The sequence below is a fragment of the Methylorubrum subtropicum genome (assembly GCF_038442325.1).
GTDB classification, from domain to species: domain Bacteria; phylum Pseudomonadota; class Alphaproteobacteria; order Rhizobiales; family Beijerinckiaceae; genus Methylobacterium; species Methylobacterium subtropicum.
In genome coordinates this window covers 32,151-42,818 of record NZ_JBBXMW010000014.1, presented here as the reverse complement: position 1 = coordinate 42,818, position 10,668 = coordinate 32,151, and the positions used below count along the sequence as shown (strand labels likewise).

At 63.0% G+C, this 10,668-nt stretch carries 19 protein-coding genes; 4 read left to right on the top strand and 15 right to left on the bottom strand.

The annotated features are described in order from the left end of the window. Positions 1-92: 92 nt before the first annotated feature. Positions 93-611 (top strand): hypothetical protein, encoded by a 519-nt coding sequence (locus tag AAHG03_RS18580; RefSeq protein WP_342152301.1) that lies wholly within the window; start codon positions 93-95, stop codon positions 609-611. Between the two features lie 35 nt (positions 612-646). Continuing rightward, positions 647-991 (top strand): hypothetical protein, encoded by a 345-nt coding sequence (locus AAHG03_RS18575; RefSeq protein ID WP_342152299.1) that lies wholly within the window; start codon positions 647-649, stop codon positions 989-991. A gap of 78 nt (positions 992-1,069) precedes the next feature. On the opposite strand, the gene AAHG03_RS18570 is transcribed toward AAHG03_RS18575, so the two are convergent. After that, positions 1,070-1,519, bottom strand: coding sequence for a tellurite resistance TerB family protein (locus AAHG03_RS18570; RefSeq protein WP_342152298.1), 450 nt, complete (start codon positions 1,517-1,519; stop codon positions 1,070-1,072). A 51-nt stretch (positions 1,520-1,570) separates the two neighbouring features. Continuing rightward, on the bottom strand, positions 1,571-1,759 hold the full coding sequence (locus AAHG03_RS18565) for a hypothetical protein (protein ID WP_342152297.1): 189 nt from the start codon (positions 1,757-1,759) through the stop codon (positions 1,571-1,573). A 214-nt stretch (positions 1,760-1,973) separates the two neighbouring features. On the opposite strand from AAHG03_RS18565, the gene AAHG03_RS18560 reads away from it, so the two are divergent. Then, complete coding sequence (locus tag AAHG03_RS18560) at positions 1,974-2,159, top strand: hypothetical protein (RefSeq protein ID WP_342152296.1); 186 nt, start codon at positions 1,974-1,976, stop codon at positions 2,157-2,159. Positions 2,160-2,242: 83 nt separating this feature from the next. Here the strand turns inward: AAHG03_RS18560 and AAHG03_RS18555 are convergent, their stop codons facing one another. The 13 genes from AAHG03_RS18555 to AAHG03_RS18495 all read right to left on the bottom strand — a co-directional run bounded on the left by AAHG03_RS18555 (position 2,243) and on the right by AAHG03_RS18495 (position 8,402). Beyond that, positions 2,243-2,449, bottom strand: coding sequence for a hypothetical protein (locus tag AAHG03_RS18555; protein ID WP_342152294.1), 207 nt, complete (start codon positions 2,447-2,449; stop codon positions 2,243-2,245). Between the two features lie 25 nt (positions 2,450-2,474). Continuing rightward, positions 2,475-2,855, bottom strand: a complete 381-nt coding sequence (locus tag AAHG03_RS18550) for a hypothetical protein (RefSeq protein WP_342152293.1) — start codon at positions 2,853-2,855, stop codon at positions 2,475-2,477. A 143-nt stretch (positions 2,856-2,998) separates the two neighbouring features. Continuing rightward, positions 2,999-4,165 (bottom strand): helix-turn-helix domain-containing protein, encoded by a 1,167-nt coding sequence (locus tag AAHG03_RS18545; RefSeq protein WP_342152291.1) that lies wholly within the window; start codon positions 4,163-4,165, stop codon positions 2,999-3,001. Beyond that, a complete protein-coding gene (locus AAHG03_RS18540; RefSeq protein WP_342152290.1) occupies positions 4,165-4,893 on the bottom strand; it encodes a hypothetical protein in 729 nt (242 codons plus the stop codon). Before AAHG03_RS18540 ends, AAHG03_RS18545 begins: the two co-directional genes overlap by 1 nt. Before the next feature lie 28 nt (positions 4,894-4,921). Further along, positions 4,922-5,134, bottom strand: a complete 213-nt coding sequence (locus AAHG03_RS18535) for a hypothetical protein (protein WP_342152288.1) — start codon at positions 5,132-5,134, stop codon at positions 4,922-4,924. Between the two features lie 2 nt (positions 5,135-5,136). Next, complete coding sequence (locus AAHG03_RS18530) at positions 5,137-5,556, bottom strand: hypothetical protein (RefSeq protein ID WP_342152287.1); 420 nt, start codon at positions 5,554-5,556, stop codon at positions 5,137-5,139. Beyond that, the gene (locus tag AAHG03_RS18525) at positions 5,549-5,800 is read right to left on the bottom strand and encodes a hypothetical protein (RefSeq protein WP_342152286.1); all 252 of its coding nucleotides are present in this window, start codon (positions 5,798-5,800) and stop codon (positions 5,549-5,551) included. The genes AAHG03_RS18530 and AAHG03_RS18525 overlap by 8 nt, the downstream gene beginning before the upstream one ends. Positions 5,801-5,848: 48 nt before the next feature. Beyond that, positions 5,849-6,085 (bottom strand): hypothetical protein, encoded by a 237-nt coding sequence (locus AAHG03_RS18520; RefSeq protein ID WP_342152285.1) that lies wholly within the window; start codon positions 6,083-6,085, stop codon positions 5,849-5,851. Further along, positions 6,085-6,795: a metallophosphoesterase family protein gene (locus AAHG03_RS18515; RefSeq protein ID WP_342152283.1), complete on the bottom strand. Its 711-nt coding sequence runs from the start codon at positions 6,793-6,795 to the stop codon at positions 6,085-6,087. Before AAHG03_RS18515 ends, AAHG03_RS18520 begins: the two co-directional genes overlap by 1 nt. Before the next feature lie 3 nt (positions 6,796-6,798). Next, complete coding sequence (locus tag AAHG03_RS18510) at positions 6,799-7,113, bottom strand: hypothetical protein (protein WP_342152282.1); 315 nt, start codon at positions 7,111-7,113, stop codon at positions 6,799-6,801. Then, on the bottom strand, positions 7,110-7,364 hold the full coding sequence (locus tag AAHG03_RS18505) for a DUF7446 family protein (protein ID WP_342152280.1): 255 nt from the start codon (positions 7,362-7,364) through the stop codon (positions 7,110-7,112). Before AAHG03_RS18505 ends, AAHG03_RS18510 begins: the two co-directional genes overlap by 4 nt. Before the next feature lie 66 nt (positions 7,365-7,430). After that, positions 7,431-7,847 (bottom strand): HNH endonuclease, encoded by a 417-nt coding sequence (locus AAHG03_RS18500; protein ID WP_342152279.1) that lies wholly within the window; start codon positions 7,845-7,847, stop codon positions 7,431-7,433. A gap of 63 nt (positions 7,848-7,910) precedes the next feature. Further along, on the bottom strand, positions 7,911-8,402 hold the full coding sequence (locus AAHG03_RS18495) for an HNH endonuclease family protein (RefSeq protein WP_342152278.1): 492 nt from the start codon (positions 8,400-8,402) through the stop codon (positions 7,911-7,913). A gap of 245 nt (positions 8,403-8,647) precedes the next feature. Between AAHG03_RS18495 and AAHG03_RS18490 the strand changes: the two genes are divergently transcribed. Further along, a complete protein-coding gene (locus tag AAHG03_RS18490; protein ID WP_342152277.1) occupies positions 8,648-10,201 on the top strand; it encodes a site-specific integrase in 1,554 nt (517 codons plus the stop codon). Positions 10,202-10,668 lie beyond the last annotated feature (467 nt).

Genomic DNA, 10,668 nt, shown 5'->3' with positions numbered 1-10,668 from the left:
GCACCCGACATGGCTGACGCCATAAACGACAGGATGCCGCGATGCCTGCAAGCAGGATTGCGTCCGAGGCCGTCGCCCGGCTTGGAGCCCGGATGCTTGGACTGAACCCGCAGCGCCCGCGCCCGCTCCTGCCTGTGCACCCTGCCGGCCCCTACAGCACCTATCGCCTGTTCGAGTGGTGCATGGCGACGATGATGCTGCTCATGGCGCTGACGCTCGCGATGCCGGGCGACACGATGGAGCGGCTGGCTCTTCGCCCGATCGCCGAGATGGGCTTCAGCGAGGCCAACATGGCGCTCGCTTTCGGCTCCGTCGGGGCCGTTCGCATGATGGCCCTGTTCCTCAACGGCTTCATCAACAACGCGCGGGTCGGCCCGAAGGGCGCATATGCCCGTGCGTTCGGCGCCGCGGTGGGCTGCTTCATCATGGGGCAGTTCAGCTTTGCCCTGATCTACGACGCCTTCGCTGAGGCACACGCGCCCAGCCTCAGCATCTCGATCTTCGGCACGCTGGCCGGGTTTGAGGCTCTGTCCGTCTACATAGCCGTGCTGGACGGCGCCTCGCGAAAGGGCCGCATCGGACAGGCCCTTGCGAGACTTGAGGGGGTCTAGAGTGAATGGAAGCGCTCGTTACGTTTCTCAAGGACGTGATCGCGACCCAGCAGTTCCTTCAGGTATTCGTGGGCGGCTGCACCATGCTGCTGATCGGGTGGATGGTGACGCGGGCGCGGGTCGATAAGGAGCACCTACCGGCGCCGGCGCCCGCCACCATCGCCGACGTGCCGCCGCCGTTCCTGCATGGGCCGCGCGAAACCGTCGACATCCTGCGCGAGCTGCGCGACCTTGCGCGGCGGCAGGCCGAGGACACCGGCCGCATCGCCGAGTGCGTGCGGATCATCCGGGAAGAGGCCAAGCGGCAGACGGAAATCCTGGGTCTGATCGAACGCGAACAGGCGGTCGAGAACCGGTCGCACGAGCGGGACCGGGGCTGACCGCCCGAGATGGTCTCCGGACAGAAAAAGGGCCTGCGGCGCGAACCGCAGGCCCTTTTTCGTTTCTGGCGTCGCGGCCTAGAACTCGAACTTGGCGGTGTCCACACCGAGCCGGGCGGCGATCTTCTTCAGCACCGCCTCTTCCTCCGGCTCCAGCTCGCCATCGGCGTTCGCGATGTCGAGCGCCACGAGGTACACGTCTTCGGCCATCTGCGAGCCGTTGGGCCGGGTCTTGATGTCGTCCAGCTCGCGGGCGAGCTGCTGGCGGCCGGAAGCGTCCTTGGCGCGCTTGAACATGGTCTCGGCGACCTGCTCGATGGCCGTCTGCTGGTACATCTTGCCGAGCGTCGGATGGTTCGTGAGCGTGCGGACGATCTTGGACCGCTCCGAGTCCTCGATCTCGCCGTCGGCATTGGCGACGAGCGCGCCCGCCGCACAGACCGCCTCCAGATAGTCCTTGTTCTCGCTGTAGTTCGCCTGCACCTCTTTAGCGCCGGCACCGAACGCGCGCTTGAATGCCCCGAGCATGGCTTGTCTCCGTGTTAAGGGTGCAGGGCGATCCCGGCCCTGCGGCGGGTGTCAGAAGACGCCGAGCCAGACGCCGACGCCGTGAACGACGCCGACTGGGGCGACGATGCAGCCGAAGGCGAGGAGCACCCACGCCGACGCTTTTATGCAGACCACGACGTGCGTGACCCAGGCCGCGATGCACGAGGCCCAGAGCCCCAAAATGCAGAGGGCGCCGCCCAATTTGGCGATGCTGCTCATGCTCTTCTGCCTCGACGCGACACCCAGAGGGTGCCTTTGACGGTCCAATAGATCACCGTTCCCAGCCCGATCATGTCGAGCGCCCGGTCGGCGACGTCCCAAACGAACATGGCATCGGTCCTTGTGCCATAACGTGCATTCTGACATTATGACATGATAGACGAACGCGCAAGGCAGGGCTATGGGATCGCCAGGAGATTTTTCAGGGACGACCGTGCCGCCGAAGCTGAGCAAGGACAGCCCGTCGGGCCGCATCAACGTGATTGCGACCGAGGAGCTTCTTCAGCGCGTGGAGGAGTGGCGAGCGCGGCAGCGGCCCATTCCGAACAAGTCGGAAGCCGCGCGGCTGCTCATTGAGCGGGCGCTAGACGACGCTGACCGGGAGAAGCGGACGACGTAGCCGCCCGATCCCTTCGCCCGCCACAAGGCGCCCCGGTCCTCAGCCGCGGCGCCTTTTTTGTTCCTGGCCCTGCGCGACTACACTTACGGCTTCACGATCTCTGGACCGACCCACCGAACAGGCCAGTCGGAAACACCTTCGTGGTCGAGATACCACCACTGTCCATTGCCTGCGTAGCGTGCTGGCATGCAATCGTTCCACCAAGTCTCTTCCGTATCCGGATCAAGAACGGGAAGCACCCAATAGAAGGCGCCGACCTTTAAGTTATCAGTAAGCTCATCTTCAATCATAGCACCCTCCATCGCCCCGCCCGGCTCAGCTGGAGCGGGGGTTTTCGTATCCGCGCCAGGCCGCCCGGAGCGCCTCCGGCGGCCAGCACCCGTGCGTCGTCGCGCTCGCTTCCCGCAGCTCGCACCGCCATTCTCGCTCGATCTCCCACGCGCCCCGTAACGCAGCGACGGCCTCGGCCTTTGTCCTGACCTCTCCGCCGATCGGGATATGCGGCTTCCAGACAGCGACGAAGCGCCGCGAGCAGTGGATCGCCCATAGCCATGTCGGACCGGCCGGGTAGGTGACGAGGTAGACGCGTCCGATGGCCTCCCCTCGAACCGTGAGGAGGAAATCCGGCCCGCGCTCGCCGAAGGTGTACGACCAGACCTCGGCGTCGGGATCAGCGGTCGGGTCTCGTTCGGTCATCCCTTGAGGCTATGCCACGGCGCTTTTGGTGAGCCCGGCCCGCGGCAAACCGGCCTCCGCTTCGTGCGCGTCAGCCTCCCGGGCCGGGTTGCCTCTTGCCGGAGGTGATTCCGGCCCGACTGCTTTTCTCTCCTGGCTCGAACCTATGCCGGAGAGCGACCTTTGTTCAAAATTTGCAAGGTTGGAACTTCTGCCTTCTGCTCAGGCATATATCCACAAAGCTTTTGCACCATATCTAGCGAAAACCCTATTGCTTCCTCTGCCCCGTTTTCATGAATGATGCCTCTTTGCACAAGCAAGGCCCATGCTTTTATTAGTAGTCCGGGCATCTCTAACGGAAGCTCATTATCCAATGGCTCAACTTTAAGCTCGCCCTTCACGGCAAGGTATTTTCTAAAGGCGATGTATTGACCTTCGTCTAGTACGCCTAAGTTCTTGCATCGATGTGCGATGGCTTGCATAGAAACTCGCCAACGCTTTTTAAGGCCGATGAGGTGCGCCGTGCGAGTAGAGTAGAACTCTGCCAATATTGATTCCTTCGGAAGCAGGAATGCTCCCGCGAACCAATTTGCCTCACGCTCAATTCTGTCCCGAATTGATTTAGCTTCGACATCTTCCTGTGTGATGTGCCTATGAAGCACGATGTGGCCCAACTCGTGAGCGGCATCAAAGCGTGATCGCGCGCAGGATGACTTGTCCGAGCCAAGCAAAATGTAAGGCCGCCCCTCAATCCAGCATGAAAAGGCATCAATTTTCTCCGACCCCATAGTAAATCTTGATACTATAATGCCGTGCGTCTCTAGCAAAGCAATCATGTTTGCGATGGGGCCGTCGCCCAGGCTCCAATGACGGCGAACGCACCTAGCAATTTCTTCGACATCCTCAAAGCTCAAGCTGTCGATATCATACCGCTCATCAATAAGCGGAATGTTCGGCGTAGGCAGCTTAACATGCCGCATAATAAATTGTAAAAGCTCCCAAAGCCATTTTGTTTTAGCCTCAAGAGCAGCGTTGACCTTATTTGTTTTTGGTCCGACACTTCTGAAATATCGTGCGCCGCGCACGCCTTCAATGGATTTGGTTGGCTTCAGGAAGAACGAAACAGGTTGATTAAGAATGTCTGCGATCTTCAGCAGCACGTCCATGTCGGGCCGTCGATCCCCGGCCTCGTAGTAGGCGATTGCTTGGCCGGTGATCCCAAGCTGGCGCGCGAGGTCAGCGCGCGACGTTGCCACCGCCACTCGGGCTTCCGAGAGACGCTGAGGCACGAACCCACCGGTTCGATCTGGGAAGCGGACAACGTTGCGCATTAAGTTTGGTCGCGGATGAGCTTCAGGAGATTTTCGATAGCTTCGGGATCGGGCGAATGGGTCGGTCCCTCTTCCGGGGGAACGCTCGTCGCCGCATCGGGCTTCTCATCCTCGACATCTGACGCTTTTGGCAAGAGGTTTGGCGTCCCCCAGATGAGCTTGGCTCGCTTCGGATGCGGCAAGCCCAAAGTGGCGAAAGTCAATTCCCGGTGCCCATGAAGCAAAATGATATGCTTCCGGTTTTGCTCGTCCTTGAGCGACTTGTTCCATTCCGGGAATAAGTATGACGCATTCGTAGCGCCAAAATTGTCGCGAAATACTGCGCGGCGCGGCGCAAGATCGGGCTTTTCCACCTGATTGATAGTGATGCGAGAATATCTCCCTCGCATGACCAAGTGTTTTCCTGTCGGAGAAGCATAATTTTCCCAAGACGGCTCGAACGGCAAAGAGCCAGCCTCTATCAGCTTCTTAAATTCGTGCTCTGCCGCCTTGCAGATCAGATCACCGCGTTGGTATCGACCGCTCGGGTTGTCGAGAAACTCTGTCCGAACGATAAGACTATCGGCGGCACCATACGCCCGCTTAAGGGCGGGTCCAATAAGAGGCCTGAGGCGCGTCGGGAACTCGTGGTCGATTAGCGCTTGGGCCGGATTGTCTGCCTCGGGCATGTCGCCCCCGTTGAAAAGTGCGTATTTCAACAAAACATAGCAAAACTGGAAAAAAGTCAACACCCGCTCTGCGCGGCCTTCCGGGCGCTCACCTCAACGCTTTTAGGTGAGCTTGCTGCATAATACCGGGCTTTCGGCCAGCATGAATGCTTCGGTCCATCTCAGCGCGTGCCAGATCGTCCCCATAGGCTTGGTCGATCTGCTGCCCCCACGGGCTCCACGCAGGGAACGGGTTCCAGGGGCAGCGCACGAGGCGCTTGACGGACTGTGCGTAGAAACGAGCAAATTCGGTCAGGTCCATCCTCAATCCTCCTTCACCTCAGATCCCGTCCCTGATCGGTCGTGGTGGTTTTGGGGGAGGGGGTTGGGCGTCTCGGCGTTGCCGATCGCGCTGTCGGGCTTCGCCCCGAGCTGCTGCGCATCTCGGCCTTCGGCTTCCATCGCTGACGCAGGGCGCTCGCCGCCGTAAAACAGATAGCCGTAAGCTGCGGCTCGATCCGCTATTCGCTTGAAATCGACGGATGCTCGTGGGCATGTTTTGGGGTCGATGCAGTCGTCGGCCTCGTTGGCGAGGTCGAAGAACATCTCGGCGATGCGGTCATCCTGAGTGAAGCCGCTGCGCGAGGGATCGCCGTCCCGCAGGGACGATGACGCTGCGGCGGCATCGCCGGAACGGCAAGAGCCCGTCCCCATCGGGGCGCGCCCTGAACCTCTCTCACCCATGGCTCCCCTCCCTAGCGAGAGGCGCGGGCCGGGCGGAGGGGTCGGGGCCATCGGGAGCCGCTATCGCCTCAAGCTCCCGGATGCGTTGGATGGCGGTCTCGCTGTCGGCGTTGCCGATCATTAGAGAGGTCTCGGCGTCGCCGCTGTCGATCAGCAGCAGCACCTTCATCTCGGATCGGAAGAGCCCGTGAATGCCAGCCAAGCGGCGCTTCACTTCGGCCTCAAAGTTCGAGGGCAAGCCCATGGCTCAAGCCTCCTGCTGTGCTGTGGAGAGGGGAGGGGTGGTGAGGGCCTATTGCGCACAGGGCTTCCACCATGTCGGCCCGGCATCGGTATCCTCGCACCACGTCATGCTGCCGTCGCTCGCTACCCACATGCCGGTCGCGTCCGAGAACATCGGGTTGGTCTCCTCATCGTCCCACCGCATGACAAAGGCGCCGCAGTTTGGGTCCATGACCCAGATCAGGCTGCCGTCTCTCGGCGCGGAGTGGATGCCGCGCCAGTTGCCGGTTCGAGGATCAAGGTCCATCACCCTTCCCTCCCCGTGCCGCACACAGGAAGCCGGTCAGGGGCGATCTGTGGGGAGAGGGAATGGGCGCCGTCCATCGTCACGACGAACGCCTCGATAGGCCCGCCGGGCGTGTCATCGTCGAAGCAGGCGACCGACAGCCGCCCCGACGCGAAGGCGCCTGTGTCGAGGTTGGTCCGGTTCGGCAGGCAGACCGGGCCGTCGGTGAACGGCGTGTGGCCGTGAACGACGTGCTTGCCGTCAATGCTGTAGTCCACGCCGCGCGGGCACCGGAACCAGAGCAGTGACTTCTCGGTCTGATCGGCCATGCCGAAGCTCGGATCGCCGCCTGCATGACAGAAGATGCGGTGTCGGGTCTCGCGGCTCAGCGGCAGGCTTGCGGCCCACCGGACATGCGCGAGCGGCACCGCCCCGCCGTAGGACGCGACGGTTGCGCCGCCGCCGTTGCCGATCCACCATTCCGGCTCCAAGGGCTCCATGACGGTCTGCACCATCATGTCCTCGTGGTTGCCCTTGAGGCAGACCCATTCCTGCCCTTCCGGCGGCCCGGCCATCAGGGACTCGATCACCTCGCGGCTCTGCGGCCCGCGATCCACGTAGTCGCCGAGAAAGACGACGGTCCCACCGCCGCGCCGACTGATCTCGTCAACGGCACGGGTGAACAGGTCGAAGCGACCGTGGATGTCGCCGATTGCGAAGGTCTGTCCCATATCTCAGGCTCCCTGCTCTGCTGTGGTGGATGACGGGGTGGGAATAGATTTGCGCGCCCGACGAACCTCAGCCGGCGGGAAATCCTCGGGGCACAGGCGCTCACCCTTGCCGAGTGCAGCGAGCGCTCCTGCCGTGGTCAGCCAGAACCATGTGCGGCCATGCTCATCCGGCTCAGCACGCTCAGCTTGGCCAGCGGCCACCATGGCGCGCCATTCGGGACTTTCGCCGCCCGCGAGGAAGCGGTTGCGGTAGGATCGGCGCGTGCGGTTCGGCAGGCCGAGCGCGTGGCGAGCGAGTTCTAGTTGACGCGGGGTCATGGCTTGGCCTCCGTCGCCGACTCGGGCGCGGGTATCTGCCGCACCTCAATCTCAAATGACGGGCCGCCGTTCGTAGCTATGAGGGCCTGCTTGTAGCCAGGGCCGATTGCCTCAACGACGGCCAGCAACGCTTCCGTCGTCACGTCGGTCTGATCGCTCAGCCAGAGCTTGCCGTCCGCGCTTTTGCTGCCGGCGTAGATCCTCTTCGTGAGCGGCGAGCAGCCGACGTGAAGGGGGCGTTTGGCGGCCATCACCCCCTCCCTGCGCAGGAGAGAGGCCGGGCGGAGAACGCCCTGGCAAAGCCTTTAGGAGCGAGGCTAGTTGGCATGGCTCGCCTCCGGGCCGTACATCCCGATCTCGCGGCGCGCGCGGCGCAGCGCCTTTTTCGGCAGCGCCAGCGGTGCGCCGTGGTTCGGATGCAGACCGGCCTGGATTGCTGCGGCGACGACAGCCTTGTATTCGTCGGAGGGCGTCGTCCCTCGCGACTCGTTGCAGAACCGGCAGCACAGCACGAGGTTGCGCCATCCGTTTGTGCCGCCATCAGCGACGCGGACGACATGCTCTCGGGTCGCCCGGCGGTACTCCATCGCCTTCGCCGAGCCCGGCGCGTTCGTTGCGATACCGAACCGTCGTTTCATTTTGGCGCGGCTCGCCGCCATCGGCAGCCACGTCTCGCAGTTGCAGTAGAAGCAGCGACCGCCGAAGAGGCGAAACAGGGTGGAGAGCGAGATCATGCGCTTGCCTCCCCGGTCAGAGGGAGGGGGCCGGCCGGGAACGCCCTGGCAACGGCTTCGGGATCAAACGGCATGGCTGGCCTCCGACTTATCTGCCGCGGTGGATGACGACCGCCTCCAGCCGCCGCGACCCTTCGCGATCATGTCGGCGACGTTCTCGACCTGACGGCCAAGGGATAGGTGCTTGGGGTTGCAGCAGGCCGGGTTGTCGCAGGAGTGCATGACCACGGACCCGTGGCGCTCCTGCACGTTCACGATGGGCTCGCGGTACTGCGCGTAGATCAGCCGGTGCGGGGAATAGAGCTTCCCGGCGACCTTGAAGCGACCGTAGCCCTTGGATGATTTGGCCGCCGTCCACGGCCAGCATTCGTTGGGCCCGTGAAGCTCGACGTGAGACCATAGGCGCTCAAGGTCATCAACATGAAGTTCGGGGAGGGCGCTGACCTTCGGCCGCTGCGGGGCTTGGCGCTGGGGTCCAATGCGCGGCGGCGTAGCGCCGAGGGGAGCGGGGCCGGCTGATCCGTAGAGCCTGAGCTTGCGGCACCAGATGCGCACGCGCTTCTGTTCGATGGTCTCAACGGCGCGAGCCGCACCGTCATTCCTTGCGTCATACAGCAGGCGGAGCGACGAACCGTTATGCCGTTGGTCCGGCTTGCCTTTCAGTCGGCCTGCTTCGGGCCGTTGGCTGACCCCCTCTCCGCCAGTCTTGCTAAAAGCTTAATCGTCACGGTAAGTTGCTGATACGCAACGTGTTCGTACGGCCCGACTGGTACATTCGGGTGGTACATATGCCCTTACCGATGGCACGTCCCTGGAAGCATCCCGACAGCGGCATCTACTACGTCCGCAAGGCCGTCCCTGCTCAGCTGCAGCCGCTTGTCGGCCGAGCCATCGAAAAGCTCAGCCTGCGCACGAAGGATGCCGAGGTCGCCCGCGCCCGATTCGCTGATGCGATCCGCGAGATCGAGGCGCGCTGGGCGACGCTTGCATCTGGCCCGCAGGAGCTGAGCGAGCGCGAGGCGCACGAACTAGCCGCCCCGGCCCACGACCGTTGGATCGCCCTGCACCGCGACAACCCGAGCCAGAATTTTTGGCGTACTGACCTTTTCGCGCGCCTGTGGCAGCCCCGCCGGGTCGGGCTGTGGGGCCGTCCCGACGTCGTCCATCAGGTTCTGCATGGCGCCTACGCCGACCGGGGGGAGGACGACATGGAGGCGTGGTGCCTCAAGCAGGCCGACTTCCTGATCACGAAAAAGGGCCTGCAGCTCGACGCTGACGGACGCCGCACGCTGGCTCAGGCGGTCGCGGCAGCGATTCAGCGCGCGAGCCTGACCCTCGAACGGCACGCGCTCGGCGACGCGGCGCAGACGCTGCCTGAGCGTGCACCGTTCGCGGGTCGACCGCCCGTGCCGCGCCCGACGCCGACGGCAAAGGTCCTATTCGACGACCTGGTGAAGGGGTGGGCTGCCGAGCGCAAGCCGGTGGAGAAGACGGTCTACGACTGGACGCGGGTCATGCAGCAGCTTGCCGTGTTCCTCGGCGACGACGATGCCACGCGGGTCACAGCCGACAAGCTCGTCGCCTGGAAGGACAGCCTCGTCGCATCGGGACTATCCGCGAAGACCATCCGTGAGAGCCGTTTGGCGCCGGTGCGGGCGGTGCTGCGCTGGGGTGTCGACAACAGACGGCTTCCCGAGAACCCAGCCGAGCGCATCACCATCAGCGTCAAGCAGAAGCCGGGCCAGGGCAAGCGCGGCTTCAAGGACGCCGAGGCGGCTCAGATCCTCGCGGCAGCGGCGGGCGAGCGCGACCCGGTCAAGCGGTGGGTGCCGCTGGTGTGCGCATACTCGGGCGCTCGGCTGTCGGAGGTCTGCCAATTACGCGTTGGGGATTTCAGCGAAATCGACGGCGTCGCGGTGATGCGCTTCGATGCCGAGGCCGGCTCGCTTAAAAATGTCGGTTCGGAGCGCACAGTGCCCCTGCACTCGGCGCTCATCGCCGCAGGCCTCCTCGACTATGTGCGCGGGCGCGGGGTCGGTCCGCTGTTCCCCGACTTGCCACCAGACAAGTTCGGCAAGCGCGGCGGCAACGGTACTAAAATCCTTGGGCGATGGGTGCGCAGCCTTGGGCTAACCGACTCACGGCTTGCACCGAATCATTCCTGGCGGCACCGGTTCAAGACGCTCGCGCGCAACCACGGCCTCGCCAGCGATGTGACCGATGCTATCACCGGTCACGCGCATCGCTCCGTTGGTGATCAGTACGGCGAGTACGACGTTAGGGCGATGAAGCGCGAGCTCGAGAAGATTCCGTCAGGGCCATTGGTCGTGAACAGACCTAACGTCGTGCCATGATCGTCGAGCTCTGGCGCTCATGGGTGTACCCGTAGAGGGCTTCCGTCAAGCTGCCGCTAAGCGATTGAGGAGCCAAGCAAACGCTCGGCGCCGACGCGCACTCTGAGAACGCGCGTTCATGCGGTTGCGCGCATTGGACTTCGATGTCGGAAGTAAAGTTCGCCAATTGCAGGCGACCTCTAGAAACTAGATCGAATACGCCGCGGTAGATCGGATAATTGAAGGGCAACCGTCCGAGGTTACATCAGACCTGGATGCTGAGTTCGCTCAAGGCCTACGCGGACTGGATTGGGGGTAGCATCAATCAGACAGCAATCTTGATCTTCTTTCGCTTTTTTTGGTTATCACATTATTTTCCATTCTGGGTGAGGTCAGCAAACGACAAAGATTGGCTACCCGGCCCCCTGACTCTATGAGCACCTCCCGCGTCCAATTAATACGTACAGCGTCGCTGTCACCGGAAGGAG

Coding starts and splice junctions, on each gene's coding strand:
- AAHG03_RS18525 (WP_342152286.1), bottom strand. CDS start 5,800: ATGGGCTTGCCCTCGAACTTTGAGGCCGAAGTGAAGCGCCGCTTGGCT.
- AAHG03_RS18505 (WP_342152280.1), bottom strand. CDS start 7,364: ATGGCCGCCAAACGCCCCCTTCACGTCGGCTGCTCGCCGCTCACGAAG.
- AAHG03_RS18565 (WP_342152297.1), bottom strand. CDS start 1,759: ATGAGCAGCATCGCCAAATTGGGCGGCGCCCTCTGCATTTTGGGGCTC.
- AAHG03_RS18535 (WP_342152288.1), bottom strand. CDS start 5,134: ATGGACCTGACCGAATTTGCTCGTTTCTACGCACAGTCCGTCAAGCGC.
- AAHG03_RS18545 (WP_342152291.1), bottom strand. CDS start 4,165: ATGCGCAACGTTGTCCGCTTCCCAGATCGAACCGGTGGGTTCGTGCCT.
- AAHG03_RS18580 (WP_342152301.1), top strand. CDS start 93: ATGCTTGGACTGAACCCGCAGCGCCCGCGCCCGCTCCTGCCTGTGCAC.
- AAHG03_RS18500 (WP_342152279.1), bottom strand. CDS start 7,847: ATGATCTCGCTCTCCACCCTGTTTCGCCTCTTCGGCGGTCGCTGCTTC.
- AAHG03_RS18515 (WP_342152283.1), bottom strand. CDS start 6,795: ATGGGACAGACCTTCGCAATCGGCGACATCCACGGTCGCTTCGACCTG.
- AAHG03_RS18550 (WP_342152293.1), bottom strand. CDS start 2,855: ATGACCGAACGAGACCCGACCGCTGATCCCGACGCCGAGGTCTGGTCG.
- AAHG03_RS18510 (WP_342152282.1), bottom strand. CDS start 7,113: ATGACCCCGCGTCAACTAGAACTCGCTCGCCACGCGCTCGGCCTGCCG.
- AAHG03_RS18530 (WP_342152287.1), bottom strand. CDS start 5,556: ATGGGTGAGAGAGGTTCAGGGCGCGCCCCGATGGGGACGGGCTCTTGC.
- AAHG03_RS18555 (WP_342152294.1), bottom strand. CDS start 2,449: ATGATTGAAGATGAGCTTACTGATAACTTAAAGGTCGGCGCCTTCTAT.
- AAHG03_RS18490 (WP_342152277.1), top strand. CDS start 8,648: ATGGCACGTCCCTGGAAGCATCCCGACAGCGGCATCTACTACGTCCGC.
- AAHG03_RS18570 (WP_342152298.1), bottom strand. CDS start 1,519: ATGCTCGGGGCATTCAAGCGCGCGTTCGGTGCCGGCGCTAAAGAGGTG.
- AAHG03_RS18520 (WP_342152285.1), bottom strand. CDS start 6,085: ATGGACCTTGATCCTCGAACCGGCAACTGGCGCGGCATCCACTCCGCG.